The sequence below is a fragment of the Gallibacterium genomosp. 2 genome (assembly GCF_000771895.1).
GTDB lineage: Bacteria > Pseudomonadota > Gammaproteobacteria > Enterobacterales > Pasteurellaceae > Gallibacterium.
In genome coordinates this window covers 25,691-43,430 of sequence record NZ_JPXY01000012.1, presented here as the reverse complement: position 1 = coordinate 43,430, position 17,740 = coordinate 25,691, and the positions used below count along the sequence as shown (strand labels likewise).

Annotated in this window: 15 protein-coding genes; all 15 read right to left on the bottom strand. The window is 40.6% G+C overall.

Annotated elements, in window-relative coordinates:
* Positions 1-141: 141 nt before the first annotated feature.
* Positions 142-1,059, bottom strand: coding sequence for a UDP-3-O-acyl-N-acetylglucosamine deacetylase (gene lpxC, locus P375_RS02200; RefSeq protein ID WP_039084218.1), 918 nt, complete (start codon positions 1,057-1,059; stop codon positions 142-144).
* 55 nt (positions 1,060-1,114) lie between these two features.
* Entirely contained in the window at positions 1,115-2,329 is a 1,215-nt protein-coding gene (gene ftsZ / locus P375_RS02195; protein ID WP_013745289.1) for a cell division protein FtsZ, read from the bottom strand.
* A gap of 258 nt (positions 2,330-2,587) precedes the next feature.
* Positions 2,588-3,889, bottom strand: a complete 1,302-nt coding sequence (gene ftsA, locus P375_RS02190) for a cell division protein FtsA (protein ID WP_039081310.1) — start codon at positions 3,887-3,889, stop codon at positions 2,588-2,590.
* A 2-nt stretch (positions 3,890-3,891) separates the two neighbouring features.
* The gene (locus P375_RS02185; protein WP_021461574.1) at positions 3,892-4,722 is read right to left on the bottom strand and encodes a cell division protein FtsQ/DivIB; all 831 of its coding nucleotides are present in this window, start codon (positions 4,720-4,722) and stop codon (positions 3,892-3,894) included.
* The gene (locus tag P375_RS02180; RefSeq protein WP_013745292.1) at positions 4,719-5,654 is read right to left on the bottom strand and encodes a D-alanine--D-alanine ligase; all 936 of its coding nucleotides are present in this window, start codon (positions 5,652-5,654) and stop codon (positions 4,719-4,721) included. The genes P375_RS02185 and P375_RS02180 overlap by 4 nt, the downstream gene beginning before the upstream one ends.
* Entirely contained in the window at positions 5,654-7,096 is a 1,443-nt protein-coding gene (gene murC, locus P375_RS02175) for a UDP-N-acetylmuramate--L-alanine ligase (protein WP_013745293.1), read from the bottom strand. The genes P375_RS02180 and murC overlap by 1 nt, the downstream gene beginning before the upstream one ends.
* Before the next feature lie 9 nt (positions 7,097-7,105).
* On the bottom strand, positions 7,106-8,155 hold the full coding sequence (murG, locus tag P375_RS02170; RefSeq protein WP_039133852.1) for an undecaprenyldiphospho-muramoylpentapeptide beta-N-acetylglucosaminyltransferase: 1,050 nt from the start codon (positions 8,153-8,155) through the stop codon (positions 7,106-7,108).
* A 9-nt stretch (positions 8,156-8,164) separates the two neighbouring features.
* On the bottom strand, positions 8,165-9,340 hold the full coding sequence (ftsW, locus tag P375_RS02165; RefSeq protein WP_039133849.1) for a putative lipid II flippase FtsW: 1,176 nt from the start codon (positions 9,338-9,340) through the stop codon (positions 8,165-8,167).
* A gap of 13 nt (positions 9,341-9,353) precedes the next feature.
* A complete protein-coding gene (murD, locus tag P375_RS02160; RefSeq protein ID WP_039133846.1) occupies positions 9,354-10,676 on the bottom strand; it encodes a UDP-N-acetylmuramoyl-L-alanine--D-glutamate ligase in 1,323 nt (440 codons plus the stop codon).
* 19 nt (positions 10,677-10,695) lie between these two features.
* Positions 10,696-11,778, bottom strand: coding sequence for a phospho-N-acetylmuramoyl-pentapeptide-transferase (gene mraY / locus P375_RS02155; RefSeq protein WP_039133844.1), 1,083 nt, complete (start codon positions 11,776-11,778; stop codon positions 10,696-10,698).
* Positions 11,772-13,166 carry a UDP-N-acetylmuramoyl-tripeptide--D-alanyl-D-alanine ligase gene (gene murF, locus P375_RS02150; RefSeq protein ID WP_039133841.1) on the bottom strand — a complete coding sequence of 465 codons (1,395 nt, stop codon included), beginning with the start codon at positions 13,164-13,166 and terminating at the stop codon, positions 11,772-11,774. Before murF ends, mraY begins: the two co-directional genes overlap by 7 nt.
* Before the next feature lie 12 nt (positions 13,167-13,178).
* Positions 13,179-14,645 (bottom strand): UDP-N-acetylmuramoyl-L-alanyl-D-glutamate--2,6-diaminopimelate ligase, encoded by a 1,467-nt coding sequence (gene murE / locus P375_RS02145; RefSeq protein ID WP_039133838.1) that lies wholly within the window; start codon positions 14,643-14,645, stop codon positions 13,179-13,181.
* Positions 14,646-14,656: 11 nt separating this feature from the next.
* Complete coding sequence (gene ftsI / locus P375_RS02140; RefSeq protein ID WP_039133835.1) at positions 14,657-16,432, bottom strand: peptidoglycan glycosyltransferase FtsI; 1,776 nt, start codon at positions 16,430-16,432, stop codon at positions 14,657-14,659.
* A gap of 20 nt (positions 16,433-16,452) precedes the next feature.
* Positions 16,453-16,773 carry a cell division protein FtsL gene (gene ftsL, locus P375_RS02135; protein ID WP_039133832.1) on the bottom strand — a complete coding sequence of 107 codons (321 nt, stop codon included), beginning with the start codon at positions 16,771-16,773 and terminating at the stop codon, positions 16,453-16,455.
* Positions 16,770-17,735 (bottom strand): 16S rRNA (cytosine(1402)-N(4))-methyltransferase RsmH, encoded by a 966-nt coding sequence (gene rsmH / locus P375_RS02130; RefSeq protein WP_039133829.1) that lies wholly within the window; start codon positions 17,733-17,735, stop codon positions 16,770-16,772. The genes ftsL and rsmH overlap by 4 nt, the downstream gene beginning before the upstream one ends.
* Positions 17,736-17,740: the final 5 nt, after the last annotated feature.

The following is a 17,740-nucleotide window of genomic DNA, read 5'->3' as shown; positions in this document are numbered from 1 at the left end:
GAGAGACAGTATTTTTTAGCATAGGCATTTCCTTTTTCGATATGCCTATTAGATCAAACCTCTAGAGGTATGTCTAGAGGTTTGTCAACAGTCTGAACGCACATAAAGTGCGTTTTTTATGATGAGAGAAACAATATGATTTTAAATTAATACTTGATTCGCTGCTAAATAACCTTGTGTTGCATATTCATTTTCATCGAAAGATACTAATTCCCACGCTTCCTGATCAGCCAACACGGCACGAATCAATTTATTGTTCAAACCGTGTCCTGATTTAAACGCAGTAAATTCCCCGATGATATTGTGTCCTGCCATATAAAGATCACCGATGGCATCAAGTAATTTATGACGAACCAATTCATCTTTAAAACGTAAACCTTCTTCGTTAAGAATACGATAATCATCCAACACAATCGCGTTATCCAAACTACCGCCCAAAGCTAAACCGTTCGCTTGCAAATATTCAATATCACGCATAAAACCGAATGTTCTTGCACGACTGATTTGTTGAATAAATGCTTTTGTTGAAAAATCCAACTGGTAATGAGCAACATCTTTACCGATTGCCGGATGTTTGAAATCAATGGTGAAATCTAATTTAAAACCGTCATAAGGTTTAAATTCTGCCCATTTATCACCATCTTCAACACGAATAGGTTTCTTGATACGAATAAATTTCTTCGCTGCATCTTGCTCTTCAATGCCGGCATCTAATAACAGATAGACGAATGGGCTTGCACTGCCATCCATAATTGGAATTTCCGGTGCATCAACTTCGATAATAATATTATCGATACCCAATCCGGCTAATGCAGAATTCAAATGTTCAACAGTTGAAATACGCACGCCGTCATCGTTGATCATACAAGTACAAAGCATAGTATCGCGGATCATATTAGGATCTGCAGTAAAAGTGACTACTTCAGGCAAATCTGTACGGCAGTAAATTACACCTGTATTTACCGGTGCAGGACGCAAAGTGAGTGTCACTTTCTTACCGCTGTGAAGACCAATACCTGTTACTTTTATGCTTTGTTTAAGCGTTCTTTGTTTAATCATAATTACTCCAGTTATCAATGCACCTTGCGGCACATTGAAACTTTTCATTGTTTATTTAATTTGCGTTATCACGCAAGAATGTTGGTAGATCAAATAATTTGGACTCATCTAATGCCGGTTTTTTCACTGCATTACCGCTCGTTGAAGTGACGGTTGAGTCTGTTCTCGCACCAAACTGATCCGGACGAGTCGCTTCGCCAAGAGGCGGCATATTATAAGCAAACTGTTTTGCTTTTGCATCTTGTGCTTGAGTATTATTTGAAACAATCTTAATCTGTGATTCATCTTTCACTCTGCCACCGATTCCTGTTGCGACGATGGTAACTCGTAATTCATCTTCCGGAAGTTCCGGATTGACACTGGTACCAATAACAACAGTTGCATCTTCTGCAGCAAATGCGTGGATAGTTTCACCGACTGCCTCAAATTCACCTAACCCAAAATTAAATCCGCTAGTGGTAATATTGACCAATACCCCTTTTGCACCGGAGATATCAATATCTTCCAATAATGGGCTGGCAATTGCATCCTGAGCGGCTTTTTCAGCACGTCCATCACCCACTTCCCCGGTTGCAATACCGGTTCCCATCATAGCGTAACCCATTTCCGACATCACTGTTTTCACGTCGGCGAAGTCCACATTGATAAAGCCCGGAGAGGTAATAATATCGGAAATACCTCGCACTGCATTACGCAACACGTCATTCGCAGCTGCCAACGCTTCAAGGAAAGAGATGTTTTTACCTAAAACTTTTAATAGCTTGTCATTTGGAATAGTAATTAAAGAATCAACATATTTGGCTAACTCCTGAATACCGGATTCAGCAAATTGCATTCTTTTCTTACCTTCAAATTTAAACGGTTTAGTGACCACAGCAACAGTTAAAATACCCAACTCTTTTGCAACTTCTGCAATAATCGGAGCGGCACCTGTTCCTGTACCACCACCCATACCGGCTGCGATGAACACCATATCCGCACCTTCAAGCATACTACGTAATGCTTCACGGTCTTCTTCCGCTGCTTGGCGCCCTACTTCTGGTTTTGCGCCAGCACCTAAACCTTTAGTAATCTCTGCACCGATTTGAATAGTTTGCTGTGCTAAACTTTTACGCAATGCTTGCGCATCCGTATTTACGGAAAAAAATTCAACACCTTTGAATTCATCCTGCACCATATGGTTTAAGGCATTACCGCCGCCACCACCGACGCCAATGACTTTGATGACCGCATCCGCTGTGGTTTCATCAATAATAGGCTCAATTAACATAATTGTTTCTCTCTTTTATATAACCATTTAAAACGATTTGTTATTCTGTTTATTGTATGCCAAAAATCAATAATATCAAAACGTAAACTTTATTTTAGTGCTATTTTATAACCACTAACAGGCTATTTTGCCTATCTTACGCTAATCATTTCATAATATTGCATACTGATATCACTTACTTTATTACTCTTGTGGTTAATATCACCAATAAACACGTCATTCTTCTCCTTTTTTAAATTAATGACCGAACGTTATACATCAAAACTCAGACTTCACTTTATCAATAAATTTCTTCAAGAAACCTGCAACTTTATTTGTTTTTGATAACTCTTTGCCTATACCTTTTGTTTTAAGCGGCTGTTGAGATTCACCATTGTAGTAAGTATATTGCAATAATCCCAACACTGTAGCATATTGCGGTTTATCCACATAATCAGTTAGACCGGTAATATTCAACGGTGTTCCGATTTTCACCTGAACCTGTTGCCCGAACACTTCGGTAGCACAATCCAAAATGCCGTCAATCAATGCACCACCACCGGTCAATACAACACCTGCAATCAAATCTGAAGCCACATTATTATTTTTTAGCTCCTGTTTTAACTGCCGTAACTCTTCATCTACCATTCCCAACAACTCTCTATAACGTGCTGAAGTAATAATAGATAAATCCTCTCTGGTTAAACCTCTTGGTGGGCGTCCGCCAATGCCTTGCACTTCAATCAGTTTATCCGGAGATGTGCGCTTTTCTGACGCAGATAACAGCACTGCACTGCCATAATTTACTTTAATGTTTTCGGCATTGCTGCGCGAAGTGTAAATTCCTTGTGCCACATCATCGGTTACACGATTACCGGCATAAGGAATAACTTTACTGTAACGCAATGCACCATCAGTAAAGACGAGGATATCCATTGTGCCGGCACCAATATCTATCAAACAAACGCCAAGCTCTTTTTCCTCTTCACTCAATACCGAATAACTGGACGCCAATCCGGAAAAGACGATTTGATCAACAATTAATCCACTGCGCTCTACTGCTTTACGCAAATTAATTAACCAATCCTGATGGCAAGCAATCAAATGGGCTTGTGCGGTTAGTCGAACACCTTGCAATCCTAATGGATTTTTAATATTCATCTGACGGTCAACAGAAAACTCTTGCGGAATAACGTGAAGTACGGTTAAACCATCGCCGACTTTCACTGAGCTGGCAATATGCATTGACTCATCAATATCCGCCTGCGTAACTTCACCCGACAAAGGCACGAAACCACTTTCATTCAGGCTTTGAATATGTTCCCCTGTAATAGCTAATGTCACTCGTGCGATTAATTTCAAATCCGCAACCGATTCCGCCGCTTCAATTGCACGCTGAATAGAATTTACTACTGCTTCTAAATCAGTAATGCTACCTTTATCTATTCCTTTTGAAGGACAGCTACCTACACCGATAACATTTACCACACCGTCCGGCAATAACTCACCGACAACCGCAATGACTTTGGAAGTTCCGATTTCCAAGCCGACTATTATTTGGGGTTCATCAATCTTAGCCATAATTATTCACTTAATATATCTTGTGCCGTTGTATTTTCAGGTGCGTCAGTAAAACTTACTGCTGCGCCTGTATTGTATCTTAAATCAATATAAGCGATTTTTTTATTTTCAGGAATTTCTATTTGTGGATAAATCGTTAAAAAACGATCAATTTTCTCTTTCCATTCGCCTCGCCCAAGCTTCAATATAATATCATTAGATAAAGTTACGTTCCACGAGCCGCGGTCATCAATGCTGACAATTTTTAAATTAATATTCTTTCCTTGCAAAATTTTGCCTAATTCATACCAAGTTTTTAATACATTTATTCCTTGAAAATCCGGACCGGATAAATTAGGCAATTTTTCATCATTAATTTTTTCTTTCGGCAAGCTAAAAATTGTCCCGTCAGCCGTTAAATAATTGACCTGATTCCACTTAGCAACCGGAACATATTCCACCACATTAATATTTAATTGCGCCGGCCATATTTTACGAATGGAAATAGTCTTAATCCACGAAAGCGATTCAAACATCTTTTCAATAGATTCGACATCTTGAGCAAAATATCCTCTTAATCCCTGATGACTTTCCGCATATTTTTTCAACATTTCACGCACATCGTCATTTGTAGTAAATTGTGTCTTACCCACCAAATTAAATGAACTAATCGGCATCGGATCCAATTTTTCAAATAATTCGATGCGATGTGAGTAACTGTAATAGCCAAGACCAATGATAAACAAAAATAAAAAAAACTTGATCCAAGTCTTTAAATCAACTTGAGATATGCGTTTTTTCTCATTAGGTTCTCGGTAATAAACGGAGCGAGAATATTTTGTGCGATTTCTCATTCAGCACTTAACTCCAAAATTTTTACTACTAATTGAGAGAAACTATAACCGACAACTTTTGCCGCCATTGGGAATAAACTGTGGCTTGTCATACCCGGATTGGTATTCACTTCCACCAAACGGAAACGCCCTTGCGCATCAGTCATAACATCAATGCGGCTCCAACCGCGGCAACCGACAATATCATAGGCCTGTTTCACTAAATTTCTCAATTCATTTTCACGCTCTTCACTTAAACCTGATGGGCAGAAATATTGCGTACTGTCGAGAAGATATTTAGCATCATAATCATAAAATTCGCCTGCCGGTTTAATTAAAATGGAAGGCAACACTTTACCGCCCAAAACCGGTACCGAAAATTCCTGTCCGGCAAGCCACTCTTCGATCAATACCGTATCATCGTGCGTCAAGGCGGTATCCACCGCTGCCGCTAACTCTTCCACTTTTTTCACTTTGGTTAAACCGACACTGGAACCTTCCAATGATGGTTTCACCATTAATGGCAAACCTAATTTAGCTACCACTGCTTGCGCATCAAGTTGAGAACGTGTTTCTTTAGTAATCACCACCATCTCGGCAACCGGCAAACCAACCGCTTTCCATAACAATTTGGTGCGCATTTTATCCATTGTTAATGCAGATGACATCACGCCACAACCGGTGTAAGGAATACCTAACTGTTCCAATAAACCTTGCAAAGAACCATCTTCACCGCCGCGCCCGTGTAGAATATTAAATACGCGTTGGAAGCCCTGTTTTTTTAAATCTTCCACCGGAAACTCTTTTGGGTCGATAGCGTGCACATCCGTGAAACCTTCGTCCTGCAATGCTTTTAATACCGCCGCCCCCGAATTTAATGACACTTCACGTTCTGCCGAAGTTCCACCCAATAATACCGCTATTTTTTGTTGTTTTAATTGTTCAATATCCATTATTTACTCCATAACTCCACAAGGCGACGAGATAGCTTGCTCACACTTCCTGCTCCCTGCGCTAAAATTAAATCTCCATCTTGCAACACTTGATCCATAATTTCCGGCAACTGTTCCGGATCTGCCAAGAAAATCGGATCAATCTTACCCAAGTTACGAATTGAACGACAAAGAGAACGGCTGTCCGCACCGGCAATTGGCGCTTCCCCTGCCGGATAAACATCCAACATAATCAATACATCAACCTGCGATAACACTTGCACAAAATCATCAAACAGATCTCGTGTTCTGCTGTAACGGTGTGGTTGGAAAATCATCACAATTCGTTTATTTTCCCAGCCGTGACGTGCCGCCTGAATAGTCACATTGACTTCGGTCGGATGATGTCCATAATCATCAATTAACATCACCTTACCGTTAGGGCGAATAAAAGAGCCTAACTGATCGAAACGGCGACCGGCACCTTGGAAGTCTGCTAATGCGGCTAAAATAGATTCATCATCAATACCTTCCTCTTTTGCCACTGCCAATGCCGCAGTTGCATTTAAAGCATTATGTTTGCCCGGCACATTCAGCAGAATTTCCATTCTTTGCCCATCCGGACAAATCACGGTGTAATGCCCTTGAAAACCCGTTTGGCTATAATCTTCAATACGATAATCCGCTTTATCACTAAAACCATAAGTAATCACTTGGCGACCAACCTTCGGCAATAGCGTCTGTAGCACAGGATCATCCGCACACAACACCGCTAAACCATAAAACGGTAAATTATGTAAGAAATTGATATAAGTCTGTTTCATCTCTTCAAAATTACCGTGATAAGTATCCATATGATCCGGTTCAATATTGGTTACCACTGCAACCATCGGCTGTAAATGCAAGAAAGAGGCATCGCTTTCATCCGCCTCTGCTATCAGATAACGGCTTAAACCCAAGTGCGCATTGGTACCGGCAGATTTCACCAAGCCACCGTTAACAAAGGTCGGATCTAATTTCGCCTGCGCATAAATCATCGCTATCATCGCAGTTGTAGTGGTTTTACCGTGCGTACCTGCCACCGCAATGCCGTGACGAAAGCGCATAATTTCCGCCAACATCTGGGCGCGTTGAATAACCGGAATTCTGGCTTCACGCGCGGCAATCACTTCCGGATTATCCGGCTTAATCGCACTGGAAACCACAACAACACTTGCGCCGGCAATGTTGTCGGCACTATGCTGTAAAAAAATTTTTGCGCCCATTTCCGCCAACTGCAAAGTCACCGCATTTTCTTGAATATCTGAACCGGTGATTTGATAGCCTTCATTTAACAATACTTCGGCAATGCCGCTCATTCCGGCACCACCAATTCCGACAAAATGGATCTGCTTCACGCGGCGCATTTCAGGCACAACCATACGCACCTGATGTTGAAAATTCTGTTTAATCTTATCTTCCATACTGCTCTCTTAATTAGTCACTGAAATAATCGTTTCCGCCACTCGCTGTGCTGCCGTCGGTGCTGCTTTGGATTGTGCTTTTTCTGCCATAGCCAATAAAGTTGGACGCTCCCATTTTTGCAAAAATTCAACCACCCGTTCAGGAGTTAACTCGGCTTGTTGGATAATTTCCGCCGCACCGGCATCTGCTAAATAACGTGCATTAAGATACTGTTGTTGATCTTTATGTTGGAACGGCACAAAAATCGCCGGCACGCCGGCAGCGGCGATTTCACACACGGTTAGTGCACCAGAACGACAAATCACCACATCAGCCCACGCATAAGCTGCCGCCATATCATCAATAAAATCAGAAACATTCACATTAATATTTTGCGGATACAGCGCTTTTATCGCTTCACTGTTACCTTTCCCTGCTTGATGTCGAATGACCACATCTTTTGTTAATTGTGCTGCCACTTTCGGCATTAATAGATTCAAGACTTTTGCGCCTTGACTGCCTCCGACAACCAAAATACGCAACGCCCCTTCTCGCTGACTGAAACGTTGTTGCGGTGTCGGCAAAGCAAAGAGATCGGCACGCACCGGATTACCGACCACTTCGGCATCAGCAAAAGCGGTCGGGAAAGCTTGCAACACACGTGTTGCAATTTTTGCCAGCCATTTATTTGTCAAACCGGCAACCGCATTCTGTTCGTGTAAAACAATCGGCACCCCTGCCAATTTTGCCACTACACCGCCTGGACCGGAAACATAACCGCCCATTCCTAAAACGGCATCCGGCTGATAAGTTTTAATAATTTTTCTCGCCTGCAATATCGCCCGTAAAATTTTAAACGGTGCCGCTAATAATGCTTTTATACCTTTACCGCGCAATCCGGAAATTTCAATAAAATGAATAGCAATGCCGTGTTTCGGCACAAGCTGTGCTTCCATACGATCTTTCGTACCAAGCCATTCAACCTGCCACCCTTGTTGTTGCAATACATTAGCAACTGCAATCGCAGGGAAAACGTGTCCGCCGGTGCCACCTGCCATAACCAGTAATTTTTTCGTCATAATACTCTCTTAATCATCTCGTAAATGTGCGTGCCCTGTTGCCATTCTATTTTCGTGATCAATTCGCAATAAAATCCCCATCGCGACACACATAATAATTAAACTTGAACCACCATAACTAATTAATGGGAAGGTCAATCCTTTGGTCGGTAATAAACCGATAGTTACGCCCAAATTGACAAAACCTTGGAAAAAAATCCAAAAACCGATACCAAAGGCAAAAAAACCACGGAAACGGGCTTCAAGTTTTAGGGATTCTTTCGCGATCTTAAATGCTCTGAATACCAAAGCGGACAGCAGAATAATAATCAGCAAAATACCGACAAAACCGAACTCTTCACCAATAATCGCCATAACAAAGTCGGTATGCGCTTCCGGCAAATACTCCAATTTTAATACCGAATTACCTAAACCTTGCCCCCAAAATTCACCGTTACCGAACGCCATTAATGAATTTGACAACTGGTAACCTGAACCGAAAGCATCAGCAAACGGGTCCAAATAGGAAGTCACACGCTTCATTCGATAAGGCGAAATCAGGATTAAGAACATAATCGCGCCGGCACCCATTCCTATTAATAATACAAACTGGAACAGTTTTGCACCGACCACAAACAACATACCGAAAGTGATCACAAACAAAACAACGCTACTTCCTAAGTCCGGTTGGCAAAGCAGGAAAATAATTAAAATGCCACAAACTAAAGTAGGACGCCCGAAGATTAGCTTTTTTGTCAAAACGGCATCATATTTACGCACAAAAAAACTGGATAAATAGCAAATTAATGCTAATTTCGCTAATTCCGCCGGTTGGAAATTAACAAAACCGAGCGAAATCCAACGCGTTGCACCATTGATATTTCTACCGACAATCAGCACCACAATCAGCGACAACAATGCCAACAAATAAAGCCAATGACTCCATTTTTCCCATTTTTCGGTCGGAATCTGCAACACAAAAAAGAAACAGGCTAAACCGGTAACAATATAAACCGCATCACGAATCGTAAAATAGAGCGGATCGTCATAAAGTTTTGCCGCCACCGGAAAAGAGGCGGTGGTTACTGCAACAAAACCGATAAACAATAAAATGATAAATAGCAAAAATAGCGCACGATCATAAAGAGAAGAGTGTGGCGTAATTCTTCCCCAACGATTAAACCAGTTTTTAAACTTCGACAACATCCGCTTCTATCTCTCAATTTGACTGTTTTGCCAGACGTGCAAATTCTTGTCCACGCACTTCAAAATTCGGGAATTGATCCAAACTCGCACAAGCTGGGGAAAGCAGTACCATATCGCCGGCTTTTAATTTCGGTCTAATCTGCTCAATCGCTTGTTCCATTGTATCAACGACAACACTTTGTGATGACAATTCTGCTAACGACAATTTATCTTGACCAAAACAGTAACAGAAAATATTCGGTTTATTAATTAATGGCTTAAGATCACTGAAATCTGCTTTTTTACCGTCACCGCCTAATAATAGATATAAATTGCCAGTAACCTGTAAGCCATTCAATGCTGCTTCAGTGCTGCCCACATTGGTAGCTTTAGAGTCATTCACCCAACGCACACCGTTTTCATAATGCACTGTTTGAAAACGATGATCTAAACCTGCAAAAGATTGCAACGCATCAATAATACCCTGTTGCGGAATTTTGACCGCTTGAGCTAATGCAATCGCCGCCAACGCATTCATATAATTATGACGACCAATCAGTTTCATTTTCTCAACATCCAACAACAAACGGCTGTCAGTTGCTAAATAGGTATGTCCCCACATTTCCTGTAAATAATAGTCGGCGTGTTTTTCAGCAAAACTTAACAAGCGATGTTGCGGTTCACGATAATCAGGATAAGTTGCCCGATCTTCATTATTTACTACAATCGTCTCTGAGTGACGATAAATGCGTAATTTCGCCTGACGATACTCTTCCATATCATCATAACGATTCATATGATCTTCGGAAATATTTAAAATGGTTGCCGCTGCCGCATTTAAACTGTAAGTGGTTTCCAATTGAAAACTTGATAATTCAAGCACATATAATTGATAACCTTTTCCTAATAATGATAATGCTGGAACGCCAATGTTGCCACCAATACCAACTTCTAAATCTGCGGCTTTCGCCATTTCATAAACCAATGTAGTAACAGTACTTTTACCATTAGAACCAGTAATAGCCACAATTGGCACATCCACTTCACGACAGAACAGTTCAATATCTCCAACAATTTCAACACCATTTTCAATCGCTTTACGAATTTCCGGTGTTTTTAGTGAAATTCCCGGACTTAACACGATCAAATCACTGTGTAATAACCAATCCTGATTTAAACCTCCGGTATGTACAGCAATACCTTTCGGCAATTGCTCTAAACCTGCCGGTTTATCTCTAGTATCAATTACTTGTAAATTGACTTTTTTATCTGCGAAATAAGAAACACAGGATAATCCGGTTTTTCCCAATCCCACTACTGTTACTGTTTTGCCTGTATAATTATATTGATTTGCCATTTTTCGCCTCCAACTACAGTTAACGTAGCTTCAATGTTACTAAGCCAAGTAACACTAAAATTAAAGAAACGATCCAGAAACGCACGATAACACGGGGTTCCGGCCAACCTTTCAATTCAAAATGGTGATGAATTGGAGCCATACGGAAAATACGCTGTTTTCTTAATTTATAAGAACCCACCTGTAAAATAACCGACAAAGTTTCAATGACAAATACCCCGCCCATAATGACTAAGAGAAACTCTTGACGTACCAAGACAGCAATTGTACCGATTGCGCCCCCCAATGAAAGTGAGCCAACATCTCCCATAAAAACCTGAGCCGGATAAGTGTTGAACCAAAGAAAACCTAATCCTGCTCCTACCATTGCAGTGCAAACCACCACCAGCTCTGCACTGTATTTAATATATGGAATATGCAAATAATCAGCGAAGTTCACGTTACCTGTCGCCCACGCAATTAAGGCAAATGCAGCCGATACCAACACGGTAGGCATAATAGCCAAACCATCCAATCCATCAGTCAAATTCACTGCATTACTAGTACCGACAATCACAAAATAGGATAAAACAATATAGAACAAACCTAGTTGTGGCATAATCTCTTTAAAGAATGGCACTACCAACAAAGTCGCGTTGCTATCTTTGCCTAGCAGGTACATCCCGATTACTGCCACAAGTGCAATCACTGAAAGCCAAAAATATTTCCACCGTGCGATTAATCCATCCGTATTTTTACGCACGACTTTACGATAATCATCAACAAAACCGACCGCACCATAGCCAAACAGCACAAACAGCACAAACCAAACATAAGGGTTTTCCAAATTCGCCCACAACAATGTACTGACACCAATGGAAACCAAAATCATAATACCGCCCATTGTCGGTGTGCCACGTTTGCTGAAATGACTTTCCGGCCCATCATTACGCACCACTTGACCGATTTGCAATAACTGTAGTTTACGAATCACTTTAGGGCCAATCCATAAACAGAATAATAAAGCGGTCAATAACGCCAAAATCGCACGTACGGTAATATATGAAAAAACATTAAAAAATGTGTGATATCGAACTAAAAATTCACTAATCCAAACTAACATTGTTCAAAACCTTTAAATACATCAATCACCTGTTCCATTCTCATAGAACGTGATCCTTTAACTAATATTAAAATTGTTTTTCCGGACTTCATTTGTTGAGCTACATACTGTTGTAAATCGGCAATTAATTCTGTCTTATTCTGATAATGTTTGCCGCCACAAGTTTCACTAATCACACGACTATATTGACCAAAGCTCATCACTTGATCCAAGTTCGCCTTCAATGCCGCATCCGCAACCTGATGATGACAATCTTCCGTACTATCGCCTAATTCTGCCATATCACCGACCACTAATACTTTCACTTGTTGAGATGCAGATTGCAACACAGCAATTGCTGCTTTTAATGAATCAACGTTGGCGTTGTATGTATCATCAAGCAATGTTAGTTGAGAATTGACTGCGACTGGAAATAAACGCCCCTTCACACGTTTACCTAATGCCAAACCTTTTTTGACATCATTCAAACTTGCCCCTAAAGAAATTGCCAATGAAGCTGCCGCCAATGCATTACTGACATTATGCAAACCTAAATATGGCAATTCGATCTCAATTTCTCCCAGTGGAGTACAAAGTACAAATGAAAAACCGATATTTGTGTATTGAATCGCTCTCGCATAAATATCGGCTTCAGAATGCGTCATAGAAAAACATTTGATCGAATGCTTGGCAATATTTTGTTGCCACATCGGCAAATAGTTACAATCTTTATTGATAACAGCAATTCCATTTTCAGTTAAACCTTGATAAATCTCACCTTTCGCTTTCGCCACACCCTGTAGCGAACCAAAACCGGCTAAATGAGCAGGTGCAACATTATTCACTAAAGCTACATCCGGTCTAGCTAATTGCGTGGTATACGCAATTTCACCGGCGTGATTTGCGCCCAATTCAATCACAGCAAAACGGTGTTGATCAGTTAATCTTAATAATGTCAACGGCACACCGACATCATTATTAAAATTACCGGCAGTAAACAACACTTCATCAGCATTTTTCGCTGTTTGTTGCAGAATTGCTGCCGTCATCTCTTTTACGGTAGTTTTACCTGACGATCCCGTCATAGCCGCCACTTTAGGGTTAACCTGTTGACGAACCCATAATGCTAACTGTCCCAATGCTTTTTTAGTATCAGCAACAACCAACTGAGGAACCGAAATAGCAGGATTAGCCTGTTCAACTACCAAAATTTTTGCACCTTGTTGCGATACTTGCGACAAAAAACGGTGTGCATCAAAACTTTCTCCACGTAAAGCAAAGAAAACACTGCCGCAACAATCTGTGCGGCTATCTGTTGTTACCTTATCCACTTCAAGTTCAGCCTGAGGCGAGTTTACCTCTTTTGCTGACAACAACTCACTTAAAGCAGCAAAACTTACTTTTATCATTTGTTATGATATCTATGTAAAATTTAATAATTGAGAAACGATTTCGCGATCAGAAAAATGATGCTTAGTATGCCCGATAATTTGATAATCTTCGTGACCTTTTCCAGCAACAAGAATCACATCATTGGCGTTGGCACAGGCAAAAGCATAAATCAATGCCTGTTTCCGCTGGTGAATTATAGTAGCGTTATTTGGAAAGTCTAGCCCCTGCACAATATCATTAATAATTGCCACCGCATCTTCCGTGCGTGGATTATCATCAGTAATCACAATATGATCTGCAAGTTGTTCGGCAATTTTCGCCATTTGTGGTCTTTTGCCTTTGTCACGATCACCGCCACACCCAAAAACACACCACAACTGTCCATCACAATGTAAACGTGCCGCACGCAAAGCTTTATCCAATGCATCTGGCGTATGCGCATAATCTACAATAGCAGTCGGTCTGCCTTCTGCAGTAAAGCATTCCATTCTTCCACAAACACCTTGTAATTGATTAACACTACAACTCAATTCAGAAAGCGAATATCCCAAAGACAACAAAGTTGCCGTTACCAATAACAAGTTGCAAGCGTTAAACTCCCCAATTAACTGCGAATGGAAAACAGCTTTACCCCAACTCGAATCAATATCAATTGTTACTCCTTGTTGGTGATAAACCAAATTTGTCGCTTTTAACCAACGTTTATGCTGTGGCTTAAAATCATTTTGCAAACTCACTTCTATCGCATCGTCCATTTGTTGCAACCACAACTTACCAACCTCATCATCCGCATTAATAATACGATTTGGCACATTAAAATCAGTAAATAACATTTTCTTAGTATCGGCATAAGCCTGCATAGTGTGATGATAATCTAGATGATCTCGACTTAAATTAGTAAATACCACAGCCGAAAACTGCAATGCAGCAACCCTGTGTTGCACTAGACCGTGCGAAGAAACTTCCATCGCAACAAAATTGGCTTGATGTGCTACAAAATCTGCCAAATTGCGCTGAATTTCAATCGCTGAACCAGTAGTATTCGTTGCTGCTTTAACTTGCTGATAAAAACCGTTACCAATCGTCCCCATTACCGCACTTTTTTTGCCTAACAAATGTGTCCATTGTGTCAATAAATTAGCAACCGTTGTTTTACCATTCGTGCCAGTAACCCCCACCAAAGTTACTTTTTGAGAAGGATTATGATAAAACGCTCCTGCCAATGAGGATAATTGATGCGAAAGCTGATAAACATAAATGAAAGGGATACTATCATACCATTCGATTCGAGCCTGATCCTGAGGATCTTCACTTTCTAAAATAACAACAACAGCACCAGCTGACACTGCCTGTGCAGCAAACACTCTGCCATCAACCTGATGCCCAATTAGACCGATAAAAACATCACCTGCCTGTACTGCTCTGCTATCTAACTGTAATTCATTTAACGTTTTTTCCGGTAATGAAATCGAAAAAAATTGATTTAATCGCTGCATCTTCTTTATCCTTAATTATGGCGTTGATTTTCTGTTTTAAGTGAATCAATATGCACAATTCGTTTAGCACTTTTCGTTTCACCCTCAATACCGTCCGGCTTAATATTCTTCACTCTTAAGGTATGCCCCATAATTTTTGAGAAGACCGGTGCAGAAATTGAACCACCATAATATTTACCAGCGGTCGGATTATTGATCAAAATGACCAATGCAAATTGCGGATCACTAGCCGGCGCTACCCCAGCAGTATAAGCAATATATTTATCAACATAGCGACCATTTTCCAATTTTTTCGCCGTACCAGTTTTAATTGCAACACGATACCCCGGTACTGCTGCAGCAATACCCCCTCCTCCAGGTAAAGCAACACTTTCCATCATATGCACCACTTCACGTGTCACTTTTTCTGAATAAATACGTTCACCAATAACTGGAGGATCCACTTTTGTAATGGATAACGGGCGATATAAACCGAAACTACCTAAAGTAACATAAGCTCTAGCCAATTGTAGTGGCGTAACGGTCAAACCATAACCATATGCTACGGTTGCACGCTCAATATCTGCCCAACGCTTACGATTGTATGGCAAAGTTCCAGACTGTTCACCCACCAAACCTAAATTGGTTGGCATACCGAAACCTGCTTTATGATAGGTATTCATCAACACCGAAATCGGCATTTGTAACGATAAACGGCTTACACCAACATTACTCGATTTTTGCAGAATACCGGTAATGGAAAGTTCGTTTCTCGGGGCAACATCTCGAATAGTATGCCCATTCACTACAAATGGTTTGGTATTTACAATAGTATCCGGTGATACAATTTTCTGCGTCAATGCCGTTAATACTACGAACGGTTTTACAGTAGACCCCGGTTCAAATGTATCGGTAATTGCTCGGTTACGACGCATTTCCGCTTGTGATCCTAAAATATTGTTTGGGTTATACGAAGGTGCAGTCGCCATAGCCAAAATCTCACCAGTACTGATACTAACCAATACAGCAGTGCCAGATTCTGCTTTATTTTCCGCTACTGCTTTTTTGATTTCACGGAATACCATTGATTGCAAATGTTTATCAATACTTAATGTTACATCGTGTGCATCATATTTTTGCGTAGTTGAAATATTTTCAATTACATTACCAGATTTATCCTTACGGTATGTTTTAAAACCTGATTTTCCGGTCAACAATGCGTTAAAACTCTTTTCAATGCCTTCAATTCCCTGACCGTCAATATCGGTATAACCCAATAATTGAGCAGACTCCTCAACGGTCGGATAAAAACGGCGATACTCTTTCTGCAAAGAAACGCCTGTAATTTTCAATTCACGAATGTAATTGGCAATAGTCGGTGAAATTTGACGATCTAAATAGACAAATCGGGATTTAGGATTTTTATTTAAACGTGAAATAAGCCCGTTCAATGAAGTATTTAACGCTTCAGATAAACGCTGCCAACGATCTTTCTCCATTAATGAGTTTTTGCTGAAAATCTCTTTCGGATCAGCAATAACGGAGTAGTTTTCCACGCTGACAGAAAGCAACTCACCGTTACGATCTAAAATATCACCACGGATATAAGGAATTTGTTCAGTACGGAGTGAACGTTTATTTGCTTCGGAAATTAAGACATCTGACTGCACCAGCTGCACATAAGCTGCTCTTGCCACCAATGCTGCTAATAGAGCCAAGACAATAACGATGGTAGACCAGTATCTACCCTTCACAAAACTGCTTGAGTTCTGACTATAACTAGAAGATTTTTTTTTCACCTTTGCCATTATTATTTACTGTCCTCTAATTATTCAATAATTAACACTTCCTGATCATCTTGCGTAGATTGCATTCCCAACTGTTTTGCAATCCCCTCAATACGTGTGCGATCACTCAATGCACTGTCTTCCAAACGCAAATTAAGTGCTTCGCTCTGCAATGCTTGATATTCCGTCTGCAACTGATTCTTTTCGCTGATCGCCAAACGGGTTAAATGCGTTACCCAAATGGTTGACACCGCAATAATCAATAAAGCGATCAACAGCAACATCACTGTTTTATTGGCTTGGAAAATATCATCCACAATAATTCGCCATAACGGATAACGATCATAACGATTAAAAATCATAATAACCTCTCTGCAACACGTAATACCGCACTTCGAGAACGGCTATTGACAGCAATTTCCTGTTCACTTGGCATAATTGCTTTACCGATAATCTTCAATTTTTGATTGCGTTCAATTTGATCTTCTGTCAACGGCAAGCCTCTTGGAATATCGTCACCTTTGCTCTGTTTTTTCATAAAACGTTTGACTAAACGATCTTCTAACGAATGGAAACTAATAATTGATAAGCGCCCTTGCGGGGCTAACACCTCAATGGCTGCCGTTAAAATTTTCTCTAACTCCTCCAATTCGCTATTAATAAAAATACGAATTGCCTGAAAACTCCGGGTTGCCGGATGTTTATGTTTCTCTTTAACCGGAATAGATTGTGCAATTAATTGTGCCAACTGAAGGGTGCGGGTAAGTGGTTCTGTACCGTTTAATTTGGCTTGTTGATTGAATTGAACAATATTTCTCGCAATACGTTTCGCAAAACGCTCTTCACCGAATGTTTTTAACACCCAAGCAAGATCACTTTCCGAAACCTGTTGTAACCATTGTGCTGCGGAAAGCCCTTTTGTCGTATCCATACGCATATCTAAAGGCCCATCCTGCATAAAACTGAAGCCGCGTTCCGCTTGATCAAGCTGTGGCGAAGAAACACCTAAATCCAACAAAATGCCGTCAATTTTGCCGATTAGCTGATATTTTTCGCAAATTTCATTAATTTCTGAAAAGTTGTGGTGTTCTATGGAAAAACGAGGATCCTGAATGGATTGCGCAGCGGCGATAGCCTGCGGATCACGATCAATCGCAATCAAGCGACCGTGTTCGCCTAACAAGGAGAGAATACGACGAGAATGACCGCCACGACCGAAAGTACCGTCAATATAAATACCGTTCGGCTTGATTGCTAAACCATCCACTGCTTCATTCAATAAAACAGTAAAGTGTGAAGGATCTGAATAGATGACTTGTTCCATATAAA